Annotated in this window: 26 protein-coding genes; 12 read left to right on the top strand and 14 right to left on the bottom strand. The window is 62.9% G+C overall.

The window, feature by feature from the left end:
• Positions 1–6 precede the first annotated feature (6 nt).
• From lolA to cysG, 5 genes are all read left to right on the top strand, one after another.
• A complete protein-coding gene (gene lolA, locus IB249_RS10220; RefSeq protein WP_192304164.1) occupies positions 7–630 on the top strand; it encodes an outer membrane lipoprotein chaperone LolA in 624 nt (207 codons plus the stop codon).
• Positions 631–792: 162 nt separating this feature from the next.
• On the top strand, positions 793–2,115 hold the full coding sequence (locus IB249_RS10215; RefSeq protein ID WP_192304162.1) for a replication-associated recombination protein A: 1,323 nt from the start codon (positions 793–795) through the stop codon (positions 2,113–2,115).
• Positions 2,115–2,489: a fluoride efflux transporter CrcB gene (gene crcB, locus IB249_RS10210; protein ID WP_192304160.1), complete on the top strand. Its 375-nt coding sequence runs from the start codon at positions 2,115–2,117 to the stop codon at positions 2,487–2,489. Before IB249_RS10215 ends, crcB begins: the two co-directional genes overlap by 1 nt.
• 15 nt (positions 2,490–2,504) lie before the next feature.
• Positions 2,505–3,785 carry a serine--tRNA ligase gene (gene serS, locus IB249_RS10205; RefSeq protein WP_192304158.1) on the top strand — a complete coding sequence of 427 codons (1,281 nt, stop codon included), beginning with the start codon at positions 2,505–2,507 and terminating at the stop codon, positions 3,783–3,785.
• The gene (cysG, locus tag IB249_RS10200) at positions 3,786–5,180 is read left to right on the top strand and encodes a siroheme synthase CysG (RefSeq protein ID WP_192304156.1); all 1,395 of its coding nucleotides are present in this window, start codon (positions 3,786–3,788) and stop codon (positions 5,178–5,180) included. It abuts the gene before it with no gap.
• 101 nt (positions 5,181–5,281) lie between these two features.
• On the opposite strand, the gene IB249_RS10195 is transcribed toward cysG, so the two are convergent.
• The 8 genes from IB249_RS10195 to IB249_RS10160 form a co-directional block, all read right to left on the bottom strand.
• Complete coding sequence (locus tag IB249_RS10195) at positions 5,282–6,283, bottom strand: glutathione S-transferase family protein (RefSeq protein ID WP_192304153.1); 1,002 nt, start codon at positions 6,281–6,283, stop codon at positions 5,282–5,284.
• An 89-nt stretch (positions 6,284–6,372) separates the two neighbouring features.
• Positions 6,373–7,374, bottom strand: coding sequence for a glycosyl transferase family protein (locus IB249_RS10190; protein WP_192304151.1), 1,002 nt, complete (start codon positions 7,372–7,374; stop codon positions 6,373–6,375).
• Entirely contained in the window at positions 7,371–7,706 is a 336-nt protein-coding gene (locus tag IB249_RS10185) for a TusE/DsrC/DsvC family sulfur relay protein (protein WP_192304149.1), read from the bottom strand. Before IB249_RS10185 ends, IB249_RS10190 begins: the two co-directional genes overlap by 4 nt.
• The gene (tusB, locus tag IB249_RS10180; protein WP_192304147.1) at positions 7,703–7,996 is read right to left on the bottom strand and encodes a sulfurtransferase complex subunit TusB; all 294 of its coding nucleotides are present in this window, start codon (positions 7,994–7,996) and stop codon (positions 7,703–7,705) included. The genes IB249_RS10185 and tusB overlap by 4 nt, the downstream gene beginning before the upstream one ends.
• On the bottom strand, positions 7,996–8,358 hold the full coding sequence (gene tusC / locus IB249_RS10175; RefSeq protein WP_192304145.1) for a sulfurtransferase complex subunit TusC: 363 nt from the start codon (positions 8,356–8,358) through the stop codon (positions 7,996–7,998). The genes tusB and tusC overlap by 1 nt, the downstream gene beginning before the upstream one ends.
• 1 nt (position 8,359) lies before the next feature.
• Positions 8,360–8,752, bottom strand: coding sequence for a sulfurtransferase complex subunit TusD (gene tusD / locus IB249_RS10170; RefSeq protein ID WP_192304867.1), 393 nt, complete (start codon positions 8,750–8,752; stop codon positions 8,360–8,362).
• 195 nt (positions 8,753–8,947) lie between these two features.
• Positions 8,948–9,652 carry a YoaK family protein gene (locus IB249_RS10165; RefSeq protein WP_192304143.1) on the bottom strand — a complete coding sequence of 235 codons (705 nt, stop codon included), beginning with the start codon at positions 9,650–9,652 and terminating at the stop codon, positions 8,948–8,950.
• Positions 9,653–9,680: 28 nt separating this feature from the next.
• Positions 9,681–10,010: a DUF6388 family protein gene (locus tag IB249_RS10160; protein ID WP_192304141.1), complete on the bottom strand. Its 330-nt coding sequence runs from the start codon at positions 10,008–10,010 to the stop codon at positions 9,681–9,683.
• 104 nt (positions 10,011–10,114) lie between these two features.
• Between IB249_RS10160 and IB249_RS10155 the strand changes: the two genes are divergently transcribed.
• On the top strand, positions 10,115–10,465 hold the full coding sequence (locus tag IB249_RS10155) for a hypothetical protein (RefSeq protein ID WP_192304139.1): 351 nt from the start codon (positions 10,115–10,117) through the stop codon (positions 10,463–10,465).
• 56 nt (positions 10,466–10,521) lie between these two features.
• Here the strand turns inward: IB249_RS10155 and IB249_RS10150 are convergent, their stop codons facing one another.
• Positions 10,522–10,947, bottom strand: a complete 426-nt coding sequence (locus IB249_RS10150) for a GNAT family N-acetyltransferase (RefSeq protein ID WP_192304137.1) — start codon at positions 10,945–10,947, stop codon at positions 10,522–10,524.
• A gap of 139 nt (positions 10,948–11,086) precedes the next feature.
• On the opposite strand from IB249_RS10150, the gene IB249_RS10145 reads away from it, so the two are divergent.
• Together IB249_RS10145 and IB249_RS10140 are read left to right on the top strand one after the other, a co-directional pair.
• Positions 11,087–11,524 (top strand): hemerythrin domain-containing protein, encoded by a 438-nt coding sequence (locus tag IB249_RS10145; protein ID WP_192304135.1) that lies wholly within the window; start codon positions 11,087–11,089, stop codon positions 11,522–11,524.
• A 56-nt stretch (positions 11,525–11,580) separates the two neighbouring features.
• A complete protein-coding gene (locus tag IB249_RS10140) occupies positions 11,581–12,168 on the top strand; it encodes an NUDIX domain-containing protein (RefSeq protein ID WP_192304133.1) in 588 nt (195 codons plus the stop codon).
• Positions 12,169–12,192: 24 nt separating this feature from the next.
• Here the strand turns inward: IB249_RS10140 and IB249_RS10135 are convergent, their stop codons facing one another.
• Entirely contained in the window at positions 12,193–12,705 is a 513-nt protein-coding gene (locus tag IB249_RS10135) for a methylated-DNA--[protein]-cysteine S-methyltransferase (RefSeq protein WP_192304131.1), read from the bottom strand.
• 150 nt (positions 12,706–12,855) lie between these two features.
• Here IB249_RS10135 and ggt point away from each other — a divergent pair, with 150 nt between their 5' ends.
• From ggt to IB249_RS10115, 4 genes are all read left to right on the top strand, one after another.
• Positions 12,856–14,583 carry a gamma-glutamyltransferase gene (ggt, locus tag IB249_RS10130; RefSeq protein WP_192304129.1) on the top strand — a complete coding sequence of 576 codons (1,728 nt, stop codon included), beginning with the start codon at positions 12,856–12,858 and terminating at the stop codon, positions 14,581–14,583.
• A 69-nt stretch (positions 14,584–14,652) separates the two neighbouring features.
• Positions 14,653–15,186, top strand: coding sequence for a cysteine hydrolase family protein (locus IB249_RS10125; protein ID WP_192304127.1), 534 nt, complete (start codon positions 14,653–14,655; stop codon positions 15,184–15,186).
• A 158-nt stretch (positions 15,187–15,344) separates the two neighbouring features.
• Positions 15,345–16,451, top strand: coding sequence for a sterol desaturase family protein (locus IB249_RS10120; protein WP_192304125.1), 1,107 nt, complete (start codon positions 15,345–15,347; stop codon positions 16,449–16,451).
• Positions 16,352–16,810 carry a GNAT family N-acetyltransferase gene (locus IB249_RS10115; protein WP_192304123.1) on the top strand — a complete coding sequence of 153 codons (459 nt, stop codon included), beginning with the start codon at positions 16,352–16,354 and terminating at the stop codon, positions 16,808–16,810. The genes IB249_RS10120 and IB249_RS10115 overlap by 100 nt, the downstream gene beginning before the upstream one ends.
• Positions 16,811–16,814: 4 nt before the next feature.
• Here the strand turns inward: IB249_RS10115 and IB249_RS10110 are convergent, their stop codons facing one another.
• The 4 genes from IB249_RS10110 to IB249_RS10095 all read right to left on the bottom strand — a co-directional run bounded on the left by IB249_RS10110 (position 16,815) and on the right by IB249_RS10095 (position 20,704).
• Positions 16,815–18,254: a M15 family metallopeptidase gene (locus tag IB249_RS10110; RefSeq protein ID WP_192304121.1), complete on the bottom strand. Its 1,440-nt coding sequence runs from the start codon at positions 18,252–18,254 to the stop codon at positions 16,815–16,817.
• Between the two features lie 41 nt (positions 18,255–18,295).
• Positions 18,296–18,619 (bottom strand): NIPSNAP family protein, encoded by a 324-nt coding sequence (locus IB249_RS10105; protein WP_192304119.1) that lies wholly within the window; start codon positions 18,617–18,619, stop codon positions 18,296–18,298.
• Between the two features lie 80 nt (positions 18,620–18,699).
• Positions 18,700–18,933, bottom strand: a complete 234-nt coding sequence (locus tag IB249_RS10100) for a hypothetical protein (RefSeq protein ID WP_192304117.1) — start codon at positions 18,931–18,933, stop codon at positions 18,700–18,702.
• Positions 18,934–19,003: 70 nt separating this feature from the next.
• A complete protein-coding gene (locus tag IB249_RS10095) occupies positions 19,004–20,704 on the bottom strand; it encodes an amidase (protein ID WP_192304115.1) in 1,701 nt (566 codons plus the stop codon).
• Positions 20,705–20,858 lie beyond the last annotated feature (154 nt).

Raw genomic sequence — 20,858 nt, 5'->3', positions numbered from 1 at the left:
ACTCCCATGCGTCTGATTCGCATGCTATTGCTGCCGGTACTGGCCTTGACCACGCTTTCGGCCCACGCCGACGACAAGGACGTGGCACGCCTGACCCAACTGCTGGAAAAATCCCAGACCCTGACCGCGCGTTTTTCCCAGCTGACCCTCGATGGCAGCGGCACCCAGTTGCAGGAAACCGCCGGTGAGATGTCGGTGCAACGCCCGGGCCTGTTCTACTGGCACACCGATGCGCCGGCCGAGCAGGTCGTGGTCTCCGACGGCAAGAAGGTGACCCTGTGGGACCCGGACCTGGAGCAGGCCACCATCAAGACGCTCGACCTGCGTCTCAGCCAGACCCCGGCATTGCTGTTGTCCGGCGATGTGTCCAAGATCAGCCAGAGCTTCGACATCAGTGCCAAGGAAGCCGGTGGCGTGATCGACTTCACCCTGAAGCCGAAAACCCGGGACACCCTGTTCGACAGCCTGCGCCTGTCGTTCCGCAATGGCCTGGTCAATGACATGCAGCTGATCGACAGCGTCGGTCAGCGCACCAACATCCTGTTCACCGGCGTGAAGGCCAACGAGCCGATCCCGGCCTCCAGGTTCAGGTTCGATGTGCCGAAAGGTGCAGACGTGATTCAGGAGTAAACCGCCAGATCCCTGTGGAAACGGGTTTGCTCGCGAGCGCGGTGTGTCAGGTTGCATCCCTGTTGAATGTGCCGACGTCTTCGCGAGCAAGCCCGCGCCCACCGAGGGGAAAGGTGTTACACCTGTCGGCATCAGGACTCCAATAAGGTTTCAGAGGTAGTGATGGACCTGTTTCGCAGCGCCCCGATAGCTCAGCCCTTGGCCGCGCGCTTGCGTGCGACCAATCTGGACGAGTACGTCGGCCAGGAACACGTGCTCGCTCGTGGCAAGCCCTTGCGCGAGGCGCTGGAGCAGGGGGCGCTGCACTCGATGATTTTCTGGGGGCCGCCGGGCGTGGGCAAGACCACGTTGGCGCGCTTGCTCGCCGAAGTCTCCGATGCGCACTTCGAAACGGTCTCGGCGGTCCTGGCCGGGGTCAAGGAGATTCGCCAGGCGGTGGAAATCGCCAAGCAGCAGGCCGGGCAGTACGGCAAGCGCACCATCCTGTTCGTCGATGAAGTGCACCGCTTCAACAAATCCCAGCAGGATGCGTTTCTCCCCTACGTTGAAGACGGCACGCTGATTTTCATCGGTGCCACCACCGAAAACCCCTCGTTCGAACTCAATAACGCCTTGCTGTCCCGGGCGCGGGTCTATGTGCTCAAGAGCCTCGACGAGGCGGCGCTGCGCAAACTGGTGCAGCGTGCGTTGACCGAAGAGCGCGGCCTGGGCAAGCGCGGCCTGACCCTCAGCGATGAAGGCTTCCAGATGCTGTTGTCCGCCGCCGACGGCGATGGCCGGCGTCTGCTCAACCTGCTGGAAAATGCCTCGGACCTTGCGGAAGACCACAGCGAAATCGGTGTCGACCTGTTGCAGAGCCTGCTCGGCGATACCCGCCGGCGCTTCGACAAGGGCGGCGAGGCGTTCTACGACCAGATTTCCGCACTGCACAAGTCGGTCCGCGGCTCCAATCCCGATGGCGCCCTGTACTGGTTTGCACGGATGATCGACGGCGGTTGCGATCCGCTGTACCTGGCCCGGCGCGTGGTGCGCATGGCCAGTGAAGACATCGGCAACGCCGATCCCCGCGCGCTGAGCCTGTGTCTGGCGGCGTGGGACGTGCAGGAGCGCCTGGGCAGCCCCGAAGGCGAGCTGGCGGTGGCCCAGGCCATTACGTATCTGGCCTGCGCACCGAAGAGCAACGCGGTGTACATGGGCTTCAAGGCCGCGATGCGCAGTGCCGCCGAGCACGGTTCGCTGGAAGTGCCGTTGCACCTGCGCAATGCGCCCACCAAGCTGATGAAGCAATTGGGCTATGGCGACGAATACCGTTACGCCCACGATGAGCCGGATGCCTACGCGGCGGGCGAAGATTACTTCCCTGAGGAGCTTGCGCCTCAACCGTTCTACCAGCCGGTGCCCCGTGGCCTGGAGTTGAAGATCGGCGAGAAGCTCAACCACCTCGCCCAACTGGACCGCCTGAGCCCAAGGCAGCGGAGAAAATAGTGCTTGCATTGATCGTTGCAGTTTCCGTCGGCGGGATTGCCGGCACGCTATTGCGCTTTGCTACCGGCAACTGGGTCAACGCGAATTGGCCACGGCACTTCTATACCGCGACGCTCGCCGTTAATATCGTCGGCTGTTTGCTGATCGGCGTTCTATACGGTCTGTTTTTGATACGCCCGGAAGTACCGATCGAGGTGCGTGCCGGGTTGATGGTCGGCTTCCTCGGGGGGCTGACGACTTTTTCATCCTTTTCACTGGATACGGTGCGCCTGCTGGAAAGCGGGCAAGTGCCGCTGGCCCTGGGCTATGCTGCCATCAGCGTATTCGGCGGGCTGCTCGCCACCTGGGCCGGCCTGTCCTTGACCAAACTTTGATAACGAGAGACCGACATGCTCGATTCCAAACTGTTACGTAGCGATCTTCAGAACGTAGCGGACCGTCTGACATCCCGTGGCTACACGCTGGATGTTGCGCGCATCGAAGCGCTGGAAGAACAGCGCAAGACTGTCCAGACCCGCACCGAAGCACTGCAGGCTGAACGTAATGCGCGCTCCAAATCCATCGGTCAGGCCAAGCAGCGCGGCGAAGACATCGCGCCGCTGATGGCGGATGTCGAGCGCATGGCGAACGAATTGAGCGCCGGCAAGGTCGAGCTGGACGCGATCCAGACCGAGCTGGATGCGATCCTGCTGGGCATTCCCAACCTGCCGCACGAATCCGTGCCGGTCGGTGCCGACGAAGAAGGTAACGTCGAAGTGCGCCGCTGGGGCACGCCGACTGCATTCGATTTCCCGGTCCAGGACCACGTGGCGCTGGGCGAGAAATTCGGCTGGCTCGACTTCGAAACCGCCGCCAAGCTGTCCGGCGCGCGGTTTGCCCTGTTGCGTGGCCCGATTGCACGCCTGCATCGCGCCCTGGCGCAGTTCATGATCAACCTGCACGTCACCGAGCATGGCTACGAGGAGGCCTACACGCCTTATCTGGTCCAGGCGCCGGCGCTGCAAGGCACCGGTCAGCTGCCGAAGTTCGAAGAGGACCTGTTCAAGATCGGGCGCGAAGGCGAAGCCGACCTGTACCTGATCCCGACCGCCGAAGTGTCGCTGACCAACATTGTCGCCGGCGAAATCGTCGATGCGAAACTGCTGCCGATCAAGTTCGTCGCCCACACCCCGTGCTTCCGCAGTGAAGCCGGTGCGTCGGGTCGAGATACCCGCGGCATGATCCGCCAGCACCAGTTCGACAAGGTCGAGATGGTGCAGATCGTCGAACCGTCGAAATCGATGGAAGCGCTGGAAGGCCTGACCGCCAACGCCGAGAAAGTCCTGCAATTGCTGGAGCTGCCTTACCGCACCCTGGCGCTGTGCACCGGCGACATGGGCTTCAGTGCGGTCAAGACCTACGACCTGGAAGTGTGGATCCCGAGCCAGGACAAATACCGTGAGATCTCGTCGTGCTCCAACTGCGGCGACTTCCAGGCCCGACGCATGCAGGCGCGTTTCCGCAACCCGGAAACCGGCAAGCCGGAACTGGTGCACACCCTGAACGGCTCCGGCCTGGCGGTCGGTCGTACCCTGGTGGCGGTGCTGGAAAACTACCAGCAGGCCGACGGTTCGATCCGCGTGCCGGACGTGCTGAAGCCGTACATGGGTGGCCTTGAGGTCATCGGCTAAATGGACTATCTGCCGCTGTTTCACAACCTGCGCGGCAGTCGTGTGTTGGTCGTCGGTGGGGGGGAGATTGCCTTGCGCAAATCCCGCCTGCTGGCCGATGCCGGTGCGCAGCTGCGGGTGGTTGCACCCGACATCGAACAACAACTGCGTGAACTGGTGGTCGCCAGCGCGGGTGAGTGCCTGTTGCGGGGCTACCTCGAATCGGACCTGGACGGGTGCGCGCTGATCATTGCCGCCACTGACGACGAACCGCTCAACGCGCAGGTGTCCGCTGACGCCCACCGGCGCTGCGTGCCCGTCAACGTGGTGGATGCGCCTGCGCTGTGCAGTGTGATTTTTCCGGCGATCGTCGACCGTTCGCCATTGATCATCGCCGTGTCCAGCGGCGGGGATGCACCGGTGCTGGCGCGGTTGATCAGGGCCAAGCTGGAAACCTGGATTCCTTCCACCTACGGCCAACTGGCCGGTCTGGCAGCGCGCTTCCGTAATCAGGTCAAGGGCCTGTTCCCGGATGTCCAGCAGCGCCGGGCCTTCTGGGAGGATGTGTTCCAGGGGCCGATTGCCGACCGCCAACTGGCCGGGCAGGGCGCCGAAGCCGAGCGCCTGCTGCAAGCGAAAATTGCTGGCCAGGCGCCTGTGGCCACGGGCGAGGTGTATCTGGTGGGCGCCGGGCCGGGCGATCCCGACCTGCTGACCTTCCGCGCATTGCGCCTGATGCAGCAAGCCGACGTGGTGCTCTACGACCGTCTGGTGGCGCCGGCGATTCTTGACCTGTGCCGTCGTGATGCCGAGCGGGTCTATGTCGGCAAGCGTCGCGCCGATCACGCCGTGCCCCAGGATCAGATCAACCAGCAATTGGTGGAACTGGCCCGGCAGGGCAAGCGCGTGGTGCGGTTGAAGGGCGGTGACCCGTTCATCTTCGGCCGTGGTGGCGAAGAGATCGAAGAGCTGGCCGCCCAGGGCATCCCGTTCCAGGTCGTGCCGGGCATTACTGCCGCCAGCGGTTGTGCGGCGTATGCCGGGATTCCGTTGACCCACCGCGATTACGCGCAGTCGGTACGGTTTGTCACCGGTCATTTGAAAGACGGCTCCACCGACCTGCCCTGGGCCGACCTGGTGTCCCCGGCGCAAACCCTGGTGTTTTACATGGGGTTGGTGGGCTTGCCGATCATCTGCGAGCAGTTGATCCAGCATGGTCGAGCTGCTGACACGCCGGCGGCGTTGATTCAGCAGGGTACGACGGCCAATCAGCGCGTGTTCACCGGCACCCTGGCGAACCTCTCGGAACTGGTGGCTGAGCACGAGGTGCATGCGCCGACACTGGTGATCGTCGGGGAAGTGGTGCAACTGCGCGAGAAACTGGCGTGGTTCGAGGGGGCTCAGGCGCAGGTCTGAAGTCCGCATCGCCCCCATCGCGAGCAGGCTCGCTGCCACATTGACTTGTGTCATACACAAATCCCTGTGGGAGCGAGCCTGCTCGCGGTGCTTTCAAGCTGTCAAACCCTGCGCCAAACCCCCTTGCCACTCAACCGCGCCCGATCATGGGCCAGGGTGAAGTCCTGTTCCGGCCCCTTGGGCACGACACCCGTCGGGTTGATGGTCTTGTGGCTGCCGTAGTAGTGATGCTTGATGTGGGTGAAGTCCACCGTCTCGGCAATCCCCGGCCACTGATAGAGTTCCCGCAGCCAGTTTGACAGGTTCGGGTAATCGGCAATGCGCCGCAGGTTGCATTTGAAGTGCCCGTGGTACACCGCATCAAAGCGAATCAGCGTGGTGAACAGACGAATATCGGCTTCGGTCAGGTATTCGCCGGCCAGATAGCGATTGGCGTCGAGCAACCCTTCCAGATGATCCAGTTGCGCAAACACGTCATCGAAGGCTTCTTCATAGGCCTGCTGCGACGTAGCAAATCCGGCGCGGTACACGCCGTTGTTCACGGCGGGATAAATCCGTTCGTTCAGCGCATCGATTTCGCCGCGCAACGGGGCGGGGTAGAAGTCCAGGTCATTGCCGGTCAGGTCGTCGAAGGCGCTGTTGAACATGCGGATGATTTCCGCCGATTCGTTGCTGACGATGCGCTTCTGTTGCTTGTCCCACAGCACCGGCACCGTGACGCGCCCCGTGTAGTCGGCCGTGTCGGCGGTGTAGCGTTGGTGCATGAACTCGAAGTGATCGAGCCGGTCGCCGGTCGAGCCCAGCTGTTGGTCGAAGGTCCATCCGTTTTCCAGCATCAGCCAACTGACCACCGAGACGTCGATCAGGTGTTCCAGGCCCTTGAGTTTGCGCAGGATCAGCGTGCGGTGCGCCCACGGACAGGCCAGCGACACGTAGAGGTGGTAGCGACCGGCCTCGGCGGCAAAGCCACCGACCCCGCTCGGGCCGGGCTGGCCGTCCGCCGTGACCCAATGGCGCCGCTGCGCCTGTTCACGCTGGAATGCGCCATCCTTGCTGCTTTCGTACCACGTGTCCTGCCAACGACCTTCGACGAGCAAACCCATGTTCAGACTCCTCAACCTTTAACGATTGGAGAGGAGTCTATTCCGATAGGTTCGATAAAAAAGCGCAAAGATTAAACAGCTATTATCGATTAAATCGATTTGTCTCGCGCATCCCAATACTGTTGGGCGGTTTCGAAAGCCTGCTCGCGTGGCTGGCCAAGGCCGCGCAACGCCAGGGCCATGGTGGCGATCAAGGCCATTTGCGGGTAGCTGTCGACCACGTCGCCGCGCCACACGGCTTTCAGATGTTCCGGATCGAGCGCGGCCGGCTTGACGTGGCGCTGCGCGGATAACTGCGGCCATTCCTCGTCCCAGCTTTGGCCGCCCGTGGTGCCGTACAGGTGGCTGTCGGCATCCGGGTTGATTTCGATCTCGCCACCGTCGCCCTTGACCACGATGGCGGTGTCGCCGAGCAAGCCGCTGGCATCGCGGTGCACGGCCTGATACCCAGGGTGGAAAATGCTTTGCAGGCCACAGCGCGCGCCCAGCGGGTTGAGGATGCGCGCCAGGGAATGGATGGGGGAGCGCAGGCCCAGGGTGTTGCGCAGGTCGATCATGCGTTGCAGCTGCGGCGCCCAGTCCACCAGGGGCATGAACGCCAGGCCGCCGTTGTCCAGAGCGTCGCCAACTTGTTGCCAGTTGCGGCACAACGGAATCTTCAGGGCGTCCAGCAGTTGCTCGCTGTACAGCCGCCCGGCGGTGTGCGCGCCGCCGCCGTGCATGAACACGCGCAGGCCATTTTGCGCCAGGCACTTGGCCGCCAGCAGGTACCACGGCAGGTGGCGTTTCTTGCCCGCATAGGTTGGCCAGTCCAGATCCACCTGCAATGCCGGTGCCTGCAAGCGTTCGCGCAAGGCTTCGGTGAACCCGGCCATTTCCTCGGCGCTTTCTTCCTTGTGCCGCAACAGCATCAGGAAGGCGCCGAGCTGGGTCTCCTCGACCTGCTCGTCGAGCACCATGCCCATGGCCTCACGGGCTTCGGCCCGGGTCAGGTCGCGGGCACCACGCTTGCCTTTGCCAAGGATGCGCACGAACTGGGCGAACGGGTGCTCGGCGGGCGTCTCTAGGGTCAACGCAGGGTAGTCGGTCATAGGCAATTCGTCGGTTTGGGCAGGCCCGCCAGTTTTGCGGCGAGTTTGGCAGGGGTGCCTTTGAACAGTCGGTTCAGGTGCAGGCTGTTGCCTTTTTCCGGACCGAGTTTCAACGCGGTGTATTTGATCAACGGGCGCGTGGCCGGTGACAGTTGGAATTCGGCATAGAATGCGCGCAACAGTTCGAGGACTTCCCAGTGTTCGGGGCTCAGCTCGATGCCTTCGGCGGCCGCCAGGGCACTGGCGACCTCGGCGGACCAGTCGCTCAGCTCGACCAGGAAGCCGTCCTTGTCCAAATCGATGGCGCGGGCGCCGACCGTCAATGGGTTCATAGCCAACTGTTGACCTTGTCGTAGTGCAGCGACAACTCGACGAAGGCCGGGTAGTCGATGCCCTTGGCCGTACCGGGAATGTCCAGGGCGCGGGCCTGGGCGTCCTCGGTGAGCACGAACAGCCTCGGCGCACGCGCGTTCAGGGCATTGAACGGTGCGGTGCCGGGCTGCAACGCATACACCGCGTCGCCGGTCAGCAGCAGCGCATCGTTCGCGCCGATCAGGCGCAGGCAACTGTTCAGGCGATCGTCGCCGAACGGGGAATGAGACAACACATGCAAAGTCGACATCAGAGGGTGATCACCTGGTCGTAACGGTCAATAAGGGCGGTGATTTCCTCGGCGCTCAAGACCCGCGCTTCCTCAAGTGCCAGCCCGGTCGGGTCCAGGCCGCGTTCGGCGGCGCTGTCGGCGCAGACGAACAGGTCATCGACCCCGAACATTGGCAGGGCCTGCAGATTGGCGCTCAGGTCTTTCTGTTGCAGGGCCCTGGCGTCCTGTTTCGCGGCGAGCTGAAACACCCCGTCATCGAGAAACAACAGGCCGATGGGCAGGTCGAATGCGCCGCCGGCCAGCACGATGTCCAGCGCTTCGCGTGCGCTCGGCCCGGACCATGGCGCCTGGCGGCTGATCACCAGCAAGGATGTGGGCATGTCATGCGCCTCCGAAACAGATCAAGCGGTCGGCGTCCTGCACCGCGTCATGTAACTGGCCGAGGCCGGACAGTTCCCATGGCGCGTCCACCGCCACGGCTTCACGCTGATAGCGAGCGGCTTCTTCGGCGTTCAGTACGCCACGGCGCAGGGCGGCGGCGATGCAGACCACGCCATCGAGTCGATGCTCGGTGATGAAGCTGCGCCATTGCCGGGGCAAATCCTCTTCATCCTGGGGCGTGACCACGCTGCCGGACGCGTTGTAGACGCCATCCTGATAGAAAAACAGCCGGACAATCTCGTGCCCGCCGGCCAGCGCGGCCCGGGCGAACAGCAGGGCGCGGCGCGAGGAGGGCGCGTGAGCGGCGGAAAACAGCGCGATGGCGAACTTCATGGTGGACTCGATCAGCGAAACTGCGGCCATGATAAAGCTTTATCGGTGGGGCGGCTAAGTGTTCGCTTGAGACCTTGTCGCGGCCATCGTCGGAACGCCGCCCGGAGCAAGCCCGCTCCGACAGGTTCCGGGAACGCCACGATCCCGGTGGGAGCGAGCCTGCTCGCGATGAGGCCAGTCATGTCAACGCAGGGCTCAGCGCGGCATATACCCCAACTGCCAGCGCCGCGGAATCTTCAGCGACACCACCCCCAGAATCCCGGCCAGCAACCCGCTGACAAACAGCGCCTGGAGCCCGAGGTGATGTTCCAGCACGGCCCCCAGCACCGCCCCGGCGAACATCCCGGTCCAGGGGATCAATTGCACCCGCCAGCCATTGCGCCGTTCGCCCAGCATCCAGCGCCCCAGCCCCCGGCCGAAACGCGACAGGGCGCCCGTGACGTAGGTCAGGCCCACCGGCAAACCGTTCACTTCTTCGACGGCGGCATTGAGCATGCCCATGGCGATGATCGCTGCCAGCAGTGCCGGCAGTTGTTCGTCATAGGGCCAGGCTGCCGCCGCGCACAGCAGCATGGCGATGCACAGCAGCAACGGCAGTGCGCGGCGTCCGCCGATTCGGCTGATGACAATGCCCAGCGCATTGCCGACGACGAACGTGGCCACCACCAGCAGCAGGCGCAGGGTCAGGCCGAGGTCGCCGTCGCTGATCGCCACGGCGAGGCGGGTGGTGTTGCCACTCATGAAGGAAACGAAGTCGCCGCTGGCCATGAAGCCAATGGCATCGGTCATGCCGGCGAGCACCGAGAGCGCGGCCACCAGGGTCAGGCCGACACGCCCCCGCCATTTCTGTGTATGCAGGTGCCCCGGACTGGCGTGGGCAGTGGTGGACGAAGGCAGCATCGTCGACGGGCTCCTTGGGCGGCGAAGGTTAAGGATTCAATCCATATAACTCGCAATACTCCCGCCAGTCCATCCCCGCCATCTCGGCCACTTCGCGGTGCACCTCCAGGCGCTGGGACTCGTAGTCCTGGGCTGTTGCGGCGGTCAGTTGCAGGGTCAGCTCCCAGGCAAACAAGCCCAGGCGCTCGGCCTCGGCCTCGAACGCCTCATGCAAACGTTCCTCGCGAAACTGCGCTGCGGTTTCGCCTTTGGCCTGGGCCAGCAGCGGGTTGAGGTTGTCCAGTTCGACGCGCAACTCGGGGCGCTCATCGAGAAACCGCTTCAGCGCCTGCTCGTGTTGCTGTTCGGGTGTCGCCATGGAGGCTCCTTGGGCGTGGATGACGGAGGGGACTTTTGCAGTAAAGCAGAACGATACACCGGCCCACGGTGATACAGTCGGCTTTTTCCTGATGAGCACACGCAATGCGAATACTGATGGTGGCCTTGGCGGTAACCTTGCTGGCGGGCTGCGCCGGTTCGGTCATGGACGATGCCCGTACCGGCACCCCGAACAAAGTCCTGACCTCGGACAAACCGGAAAAAGTCGTTGCCCAGTGCGTGCAGTTCGCGTGGCAGGATGAAGCGGTGTTCGGCGTCGATGCGGGGGCGTACCTGCAGCCGGGCAAGAAGGGCGGGTCGACCGTCTACACGCGTTCGGCGGAGTCCTTTGTCGACATCAGCGAGGACGCGTCCGGAACGGCGTTGAATTACTACGCGCAGCACGACGATTTTGTCGCCAAGCGCCGGCTGGCAGCGTTGGCCACTTGCCTGTGACCTTCTGATCACGGTGGGAGCGAGCAGGCTCGCTCCCACCGGTTTTTATTGCCTGATCAATCGATCAGGCGCTTCTGGAAAAAGTGCCGCCGATGCCCCGGCGGGTAGTCGACGATCTGGCCCAGTTCGCTGTACCCCATTTTCTGGTAGAACGCCGGCGCCTGAAAGCTGAAGGTGTCCAGCCAGATCCCCACGCATTCCTTTTCCCGTGCCAGGTCTTCGGCCATGCGCATCAGTTGCGACCCCATGCCGTCGCCACGGGCCTGTTCCGGCACCGAGAGCAATTCGATGAACAACCACCGGTAGAAAAAACGCCCGTACAAGCCGCCGAGGATCTCGCCCTGGTCGTCGCGCACCAGCAGGGCCAGCAGTTCGGCCTTGCCGTCACCCGCTTGTGCCACGTTGTAGGCCCGCAACGGTGCGAGTATTGCTTCGCGGTCTTCCGGGGTCGGGTTTTGCGACCGTTCGATTGTCAGTGTCATCGGCGACTTCCTTATGGCGGTGAGGCAGGAGGGTATCCGGGTCTCGGCGATTGTTCCATCCCCAGGAGGAACCGTTGTCAGTGCGCAGCTGTCTAGCCTCAAGAGCGTCATTTCAGAGCGCGGCCAATGAGGATTGCCCATGAATATTTTTGAAGCCCTGCGCGAAAGCCACGAGCGCCAGCGCACCTACGCCAAGGCACTGGTCGAGACCAGTGGCGACACCCCGGAACGGGTCGAGGCGTACAAGCAGTTGAAGTCCGAGCTGCAGGCACATGAAACCGCTGAAGAGCGGCATTTCTACATCCCGTTGATGGCGTTCGACAATGGCGTCGACCTCAGTCGCCACGCGATTGCCGAGCATCATGAGATGGACGAAATGATGGAAGAACTCGACGAGACCGAGATGTCCAGCCCGGCCTGGCTGGCCACTGCGAAGAAGCTCAGTGAAAAAGTCCATCACCACCTGAAGGAAGAAGAGCAGAAATTCTTCCAGATGGCCGGCAAACTCCTCGACGACAAGCAGAAAGAGACGCTGGCCGGGCAATACGAGAAGGAGTACAAGGCGCAGCTTTCCTGAAGCGCTCTTGCCGTCTAGGATGAGCGTTTTTCCGCCGCTGACAAGGATGCACAGTCATGTCGAACACCGCTGAGCGGGTCAGGATCATCGAGTCCCGGGTGCTGTCCCACGATTGGTATCTGCTGAAGAAAGTCACCTTCGATTACCAGCGCAACCAGGGCGACTGGCAGCGCCAGACCCGCGAGGTCTATGACCGTGGCAATGGGGCGGCGATCCTGCTGTTCAATCGCGGGAAGCGCAGCGTGGTGCTGACGCGGCAGTTCCGCCTGCCGGTGTTCGTCAACGGTCACGACGGTTTGCTGATCGAAGTGGCGGCGGGCTTGCTCGAAGGCGCCACGCCGGAGACGCGCATTCGCGAGGAAGCGGAGGAAGAGACCGGCTATCGCGTGCACCATGTGCAAAAGGTGTTCGAGGCCTACATGAGTCCCGGGTCGGTGACCGAAAAACTGCATTTCTTCATCGCCGAATACGATGCCGATTCGAAAGTCGGCGAGGGCGGCGGCCTGGAGGAAGAGACCGAGGAGCTGGAGGTGCTCGAGTGGTCGTTCGACGAGGCGCTGCAAGCGTTCCATCGCGGTGAGATCTGCGACGCGAAGACCATCATGCTGCTGCAGTATGCGGCGATGAAAAACCTCTTCGACTGATCGCTGTGCCGCTTCTCACAGCAATCAAAAACCTTCGAGGCGGGCCGTGCTGCCCCGTTGCCCGCCTTCAAGCGTCAGCAGCAACTGTTTCGCCTCGAGCCCGCCGGCAAACCCGGTGAGTTTCCCCGACGCGCCGATGACCCGATGGCACGGCGCAATGATCGAGATCGGGTTCCTGCCATTGGCCGCCCCCACTGCCCGCACCGCGCTCGGGTGGCCGATCTGTTCGGCGATCTGGCTGTAGCTGCGGGTTTCGCCGAACGGAATGGTCAGCAACGCCTGCCACACCTTTTTCTGAAAATCGGTCCCGGTGAACTCCAGTTCCAGGTCGAAACGATGGCGGCTGCCGGCAAAATATTCAGTCAATTGTTGTCGGGCGTTCACGAGGATCGGGTGGTCCGCCGCTTCGTTCATCACACCGAGCCGGATCCGGTTGGGTTTGTCGTTTTCCCAGAGGATGGCCGCCAGTCTTGAGCCGTTCGCGACCAGGGTCAATTCGCCCACCGGAGAGGCCATGGTGGTACAGGTGTAAGTCATGCCGGCGGATTCCTTAGAAGGGCTGGACAGAGGGCAAGCATACTGCCTGATCGGGGAGGCGCAAAACCCAATCCCGACCATACTTGCCTCTGCTCTTGAAGCGTTGTCCTCTGCTTGGTGCAGAGCCTGAAAACAAAAAGAGACAGACCCATGAAGTTCGAATCTTTTGCCAAATCGCTCATTGCGACCTCCCTGGCGTTCTCCTGCCTTACGTCCTACGCAGCCTCCGTGGCCCCCGTCGCCGCCGAAAACGGCATGGTCGTCACTGCCCAGCACCTGGCCAGTCACGTTGGTGTGGACGTGCTCAAGAACGGTGGCAACGCCGTCGATGCCGCCGTCGCGGTCGGCTATGCGCTGGCGGTGGTGTACCCCGCGGCCGGTAACCTGGGCGGTGGCGGTTTCATGACCATTCAACTGGCGGACGGGCGCAAGACTTTCCTCGATTTCCGCGAAAAAGCGCCGTTGGCCGCAACCGCCGACATGTACCTGGACAAGGCGGGCAATGTCGTTCCCGAACTCAGCACCCGCGGCCACCTGGCGGTCGGCGTACCGGGTACCGTGTCCGGCATGGAGCTGGCGTTGAGCAAGTACGGCACCAAGCCCCGCAAGGAAGTGATTGCCCCGGCGATCAAGCTGGCCGAAGACGGCTTTGTGCTGGAGCAGGGCGATGTCGATTTGCTGGAAACCGCCACCGACGTGTTCAAGAAGGACATCAAGGATTCCGGCGCGATCTTCCTCAGCAACGGCGAGCCGATGCAGGTCGGGCAAAAGCTGGTGCAAAAGGACCTGGGCAAGACCCTGCGGGAAATCTCCGAGAAGGGTGCCGACGGTTTCTACAAGGGCTGGGTGGCCGACGCCATCGTCACCTCCAGCCAGGCCGGCAAGGGCATCATCACCCAGGCTGACCTGGACAAATACAAGACCCGCGAACTGGCCCCGGTGGAGTGCGACTACCGTGGCTACCATGTGGTCTCGGCGCCACCGCCCAGCTCCGGCGGCGTGGTGATCTGCGAGATCATGAACATCCTCGACGGCTACCCGATGAAGGACCTGGGCTACCACTCGGCGCAGGGCATGCACTATCAGATCGAAGCCATGCGTCATGCGTACGTGGACCGCAACAGCTACCTCGGCGATCCGGACTTCGTGAAGAACCCGATCAGCCACCTGCTGGATAAAAACTACGCGGCGAAAATCCGTGCGGCCATCAATCCGCAAAAGGCCGCAGTGTCCAGCGAACTCAAGCCCGGCGTTGCGCCGCACGAAGGCAGCAACACCACCCACTACTCGATCGTCGACAAGTGGGGCAACGCGGTCTCGGTGACCTACACCCTGAACGACTGGTTTGGCGCCGGGGTCATGGCGAGCAAGACCGGGGTGATTCTCAACGATGAAATGGATGACTTCACCTCGAAAATCGGCGTGCCGAACATGTATGGCCTGGTGCAGGGAGAGGCCAACGCCATCGCCCCCGGCAAGGCACCGCTGTCGTCGATGAGCCCGACCATCGTCACCAAGGACGGCAAAGTGGTGATGGTGGTCGGCACGCCCGGCGGCAGCCGCATCATCACCGCGACCTTGCTGACCATCCTCAACGTGATCGACTACGGCATGAACATCCAGGAAGCGGTGGATGCGCCGCGTTTCCATCAGCAGTGGCTGCCGGAGGAGACCAACCTGGAGACCTTCACCACCAGCCCGGACACGGTCAAGATCCTCGAAAGCTGGGGGCACAAGTTCGCCGGGCCGCAGGATGCCAACCATGTGGCGGCGATCCTGGTCGGCGCGCCTTCGCTGGAAGGCAAGCCGGTGGGCAAGAACCGTTTCTACGGGGCTAACGATCCGCGGCGCAACACCGGTTTGTCGCTCGGTTACTAGGGCTTGTCAGAACAAGGGGACAGATTTACTTTCTGTCTCCTTGCTCACCGACATTACAAGGAAGGAACCATGACCAGCGCATTGTTAATCATCGATGTCCAGCAGGCGCTCTGCGCGGGCGAGTATGAGTGTTTCGAGATCGCGCGCGTCATCGACACCATCAATGGCCTGAGCGCCCGTGCGCGCAAGGCCGGTGTGCCGGTGGTGGTGATCCAGCACGAAGAACCGGGCAGCCCGCTGGCCCACGGCGCCGAGGGTTGGCAACTGGCTGCCGGGCTGGATGTTCAGCCCCAGGATGGGCGCGTACGCAAGACCACGGGTGATTCGTTCTACCAGACCCCCCTGCAAAAGCTGCTGCCGCTCCAGGATTTCGAACGCCTGGTCATCTGCGGCCTGCAAACCGACTATTGCGTCAACGCTACCGTGCGCCAGGCACTGAAGCTGGGGTACGACGTGGTGCTGGCGGCGGACGCTCACTCCACCGTCGACAACGGCAACCTCACGGCCGAAGACATCATCGCCGAACACAACAAGGACCTGGCCCATCTGACGGGCTCGGTGGCACGGATCGATGTGCAGCCGGCGGCGGCTATCGATTTCTAGGCTGATCGCACTGGCGCCATCGCTGACAGGCCAGTTCACCCAGTGGGAAATTGGCCTGCCAGCGATGGCGTGCTCGCAAACACCTGAACCCAAACATTCATTCCCGGAACTACACTTATGACCCGTTCTGCCCTTGCTTTGGTGGAGTGAGTCTCGTCGTGGATATTCTGGCGCTGCTTTATGACGGCCTGATCGAATGGGTGATTCAACCCGTTACTCGCCAATTCGCCGGGTTGTTCGATCTGAACGGGCGCATGGGCCTGCTCTTCCTGTTCACTTCCTACACCATGGCCTACGTCCTGTTTCGATACAGGAAACATGCAGGCCACACCCAGGCGCGTTCGTTCTGGCAGTTCATTGGCGCAAGCCAGGTGCACTTTCATCGTTCGGCGTTGCTCGATTACCGATACTACTTTGTACGGGCGATCCTCAAGGTCGTGCTGGTGTTGCCGGTGGTCGGTCTGGTGGACCCGCTCATCCTGCGCTCCGCTGACTACATCGCTTTCTTCACCCAGCTGTGGGGCGCGCGGGTGCAGGTGCAGCAGCACCTGCTGCTTTCCCTGCTCTACGGGCTGGGCGTGTTCCTGTTGAAAGACTTCATGAGCTACTGGCTTCATCGCGCCTTTCACACGCGATGGCTATGGGCTTTTCACCGGGTACATCATTCGGCGTCGGTGCTGGTGCCGGCGACCGCCAGTCGGGTTCATTTCGTCGAAAAGATCGTCGAGAAACTGGCGACGCTGATCGGCATCGGCGCTTACGCCGGAATCTTCTGGTACGCCTGCGGCGCAGAAATCAGCCGTTATTCACTGTTTGGCGTGACCTACCTGGTGTTCATCTTCAATGCGCTGGCCGCCAATTTGCGTCACAGCCATGTCTGGCTATCGTTCGGGCCGACGCTCGAGCACGTACTGAACAGCCCGGCCCAGCACCAGATTCACCACAGCGACGCGCTGCTACACCGCAACCGCAACTTCGGCATCAACCTCTCGCTGTGGGACTGGCTGTTCGGTACGCTCTACGTCACCACGCCCCGGCCTGAAGTCCTGCGCTTCGGGACCGGCGAGCAGGACCAGCAGCGGTACCGGACGATTTGCAGCCTGATCGTCACACCGTTTATCGACATTGCCCGACTCACCCCGACTGCCTTGTGGAGACCACGCTCATGGATGTCCAGATACATCGCGCCGACGCCACCCACCTCGACGGTGTTGCCAGCCTGTTCGACGCCTATCGAGGTTTCTACGGCCAGCCCTCGAACCTGAAGCAATCCCGCGACTTCATCGCCGAGCGTATCGCCCGGGATGAGTCGGTGATCTTTTTTGCCGAGGGCGCGGCGGGCCAGGCGCTGGGTTTCGTCCAGTTGTTCCCGACGTTTTCCTCCATCGAGGCGCACCGCACCTGGTTGCTGGGCGACCTTTTCAGCGCACCCGCTGCCCGTGGTCGCGGGGTTGGAAAGCAGTTGATGAACACCGCGCGAGCCTTTGCCTTACTGAGCGGGGCCAAGGGCCTGACACTGGAAACCGCCACCGATAATCACGTCGCACAACGTTTGTACGAGTCCCTGGGCTACGTGCGCGATAGCGGTTATTACACCTATTGCCTGGACTTGAAGCAGGGCTGACCGGTTAGCGTGGCGGCAGGTTCCAGCGTTCACGCCACTGCGCGTATTGCGCCTCGGGCATTTGTACCAGCAGCGGCGCTCGGCGTGGGTCAAGCCATTCGAGCAAGCGGGCGATGTTCGCCTGATCCATGGCCGTGCAACCGGCCGTGGGCGAGGTCGGACTGCGCCAGATATGAAAGAAGATGCACGATCCCGCAGCGGGGGTTGCCGGGGTGTTGTGTTCGATGACAATGCCCTGGCGATAGCCGGGCTCGTTGCGCATCTGTTCGGAGCTGGTCCAGTCCTTGGCAGTCTTCGCGCCGTCGACCAGTTCGTTGTAGCGTGCGGAGCGACTGTCGTCGACGCATTCGGTGCTCGGTGTCAGGGCGAGGTAGGGCAGCGGGGTGGCCGCCGTCGCATCGTAGCCAAACGCCGTTCCGAGTTTGAACACGCCGGCCGGGGCTTTTCCATCGCCTTCACGTTTCACCGGGTCGTCGCCCGGCTCGACACTGTTCAGGCCCTTGCCCCAGGCCATGCCGTTTTTGCCGAGTATCACGGCAAAGGCCTCGCCGTCTTTGCGAAAGCGCTGGCCCTCCCGCGTGTAGCGTTGAGCGGTGCCTCGGCTGTCGTTCCAGTCCTTGCTGGTCACCACGATCAGTTGCTGGCTGCCCGCGAGCGCGGTGCCGGTGTCCGGCGAGGTGATCGGGAAGTCCATGACGTCGTTTGGCGTGCCAGTCCCCTGGGTGGCAGCGCTGTAGGTGAAGTGCCACCATTCCTTCGAATACCCCGTGAATCCCTGTTTTTCCATCGCTTGGCTCAGAAGCCGGCGATGGTCCCGGGCCGTGCTGTTGATCAAGGGGCTATCGGTATGGGTGCGTTCGTCGAAACAGTCGAAACCGGTGCCCATGTCGAGTGCGCCGTCATGCCAGCGTCGAGCGTAGGGCGCCGTGCAATCGACTTGCCCGGCGTCGGCGCTCCAGGTGGCGGCGGGCAGCGCCTTTGGCCCGGTCAGGGTGAGGTCCACGGTCGAGCCTCGGGAATGATTCGACACCCGCGCCACATAGCCCAGGCGCCAGAAGTCCTGCTTGTCCACGCGGGGGTAGAACTCGGCCTTGCGCGGATCACCGGGCTGTGTGGCAAAGCGCCCCATGTCCGCCACGGCACGCGCCGGTCGATAACAATCGAACACCTTCAGGCCGTAGCCTTGCGTGCGCAATGAGGCCTGGACCCGGGCCAGGGCGTTGGCCGCTTCCCGCGTCAGCAGGCACTCGGCGGCCGCGTATCCGTCGAGTGGATGGCCAGTGAAGTTGTGAGCGCTGGCATAGCGGATATCCTGCTCGATGGTCGGGTCAATCGTGCGCAGATAGACCATGTGCTCGGGAGGTGGCTCGGCACTGGCCGTGGCGGCAAAGCACAGCAGCAGCGATCGCAGCCAGGGACGGGCAGTTCGGGATGACAAACGCATGCGTGGCGCTCCTGGCTGAGGGCAGTGCACGACCGGGACGATCAGCCTGGCTGTGCCTGATCACCGAACACCGGCCTGAAAAAACTGCGCTCGTAGCTGAGGATGCAGCGGGTTTCTTCAGCGTACTTGAAGGCGGCGATGCACTCGGGATCTTTCATGGAGTCCTGGCGATATTGTTCGTAAGCCGCAAGGCTGGGAAAGCTGAACATGGCCAGGGCGATATTGCTGGCGCCTTCGGACGGCAGGAAATAGCCGTGGTGCTGGCCGCCGAATTTTTCGACCAAGGGAATCCAGAGCTTCCCATAATGTTCGAAGGCTTCGATCTGATAAGGGTCCAGCACATATTTCAGGTAGCAGGTGATCATGTTCTTTTTTACCTCCATGGAAGTGGGTTTGCCCCCTGTAGGAGCGAGCTTGCTCCTACAGGGGGTTCGGTGCTGCTCGGTCAGTTGCCATCAGCCACCTTGCGCTCGATCTCGTCGGTCTTGCGTTTCAGTTCTTCGGCGTCCTGTTCCTGGGTGCGGGTCGAGGACGGCGTGATGACCTTGTCCACGCCTTCGGTGTCGCTGTCCGGATCGCGCAGATCCCTTTCCACCACATTCACCGGCTTGCCCGACGAGTCGGTCGGTGGCGCGTTTGGAGCGGGCTGCGGGTTACGGGTGTGGTCTTTCTCGTTCATGTCTCAGTCCTCCGTTGGCCTATCCATTGGATGCGCCCGGCCAACGGCAAGTTCGAGTTTTTTTGCCGGTTTACAACGGCGGGGTGCGTGGCGGAATCATCCGTTTGCTGCCGGTCGCTTCGAAGGCCGAGGCGAAGCGCAGCAACGCCGAATCGTCATAGGCACGGCCGGCAAACGTCAGCCCGACCGGCATGCCGATGTCCGCCATGACGCCCATCGGCACCGTGACGGTCGGCACGCCGAGGTGGCGGATGGCGAGGTTACCGTTGGCGACCCAGACACCGTTGCTCCAGGCGATGTCGGCGCTGGCCGGGTCGACATCGGCATTGGCCGGGGCCACGTCGGCCACCGTCGGGAACAGCACCGCGTCAAGCCCCAGCCGGTCCATCCAGTCCTCGAGGTCGATGCGGCGGGTCTGTTCGAGCCCGCGCAGTCCATCGGCAACGGTGCTGATCTGGTCCCATGGCGTGATGCCACGCTCGGCCATGCGCACGTATTCGTCCATGCCGGCGACCAGATCGCCTTCGCGGTTGGGCAGGGTGCCGGGATCGTGGGGGAAAATCTGCGGGCCGTCGACGTCCACCAGGCGGTTGAGCTTCGGGTCACCGTTGGCCCGCAGGAAATCATCGAACGCCCAGGCCGTCAGGTCCCACAACTCGTGATGCAGGAACTCCTTGGAGACCAGGCCCCGGGTGAACACGGTCGGGGCACCCGGACGGTCGCCCTCGCAATTGGAGACCAGCGGGAAGTCCACTTCGACCACTTCGGCGCCGGCGGCCTCCAGGGCATTGCGCGCCGCTTCCCAGAGCGCGATCACCGAGGGGCGGGTGTGGATGCGTTGACCGGTCGGGCCGCCGATGCCCGGCGTCTCGCTGGTGCCGGCTTCGGGGTCGGCGTTGATGAACATGCGCGGCACACCGAGGCGTTTGCCGACCAGGGTATCGGCCTTGACCGCCAGTTCGGCGTAGGTGGCGGGGCGCACCGAAGCGACACTCGGAATCGGCACCCAGGGTTGCAGGCGCCACAGGTCGCCACGGGTGTCGGGGTCTTCGGCGACGACCACATCGAGCACTTCCAGCAGGTCGGCCATGGTCCGGGTGAACGGTACGACCACGTCCATGGTCGGTGTCAGCGGCCAGTTGCCGCGAACCGAAATCACACCACGGGAAGGCGTATAGGCGCACAGACCATTGTTGGACGCCGGGCCGCGACCGCTCGACCAGGTTTCCTCCGCCAGGCCGAACGCTGCGAAACTGGCGGCGGTGGCGGTGCCGGCACCGTTTGAGGAGCCGGAGGCGAAGGGGGCGGTGAGGTAATCGGCGTTGTAGGGACTTTCCGCGCGACCATAGACGCCGCGCTGCATCCCGCCGTTCGCCATCGGTGGCATGTTGGTCTTGCCCAGGCAGATCGCCCCGGCCGCGCGCAGGCGCTCGATGGTAAAGGCATCGCGGTAGGCGATCAGGTTGGCAAAGGCCGGGCTGCCGGAGGCGGCGGTCAGGCCCTTGACCAGGTAACTGTCTTTGGCCGTGTAGGGAATGCCGTCGAGCGGACCCAGTGTCCGGCCCTGTGTCCGGCGGGCATCGGAGGCTCGCGCTTCCTCGAGCGCCTCGGGGTTGCGCACCACGACCGCGTTGAGGGCCGTCGGAGTATCGGCGCCGTCATAGGCGTCCACGCGGGCGAGATAGGCCTCGACCAGTTCCACTGCCGTGGTCTGGCCGGATTCGAGCGCCGCGCGCAGTTCGGCAATGGAAACCTCGGTGACCTCGATCATGCTGTACCGCCGTCTATCGATAATGAATGGGATGCGCCGCATGGTAAGCCGAATGAAGGAGTGCTGCCAGATCGTGAGCAAGGGTTTCGCCTGATACTCATCGACAAGCAGTTGGGGTAAGGTGTGCGCCGCTCGAGAGATGGATCCCGGGCGT

It is taken from the genome of Pseudomonas sp. PDM04 (genome assembly GCF_014851765.1).
Classification (GTDB): domain Bacteria; phylum Pseudomonadota; class Gammaproteobacteria; order Pseudomonadales; family Pseudomonadaceae; genus Aquipseudomonas.
This window is presented reverse-complemented; position numbering and strand designations above follow the sequence as displayed.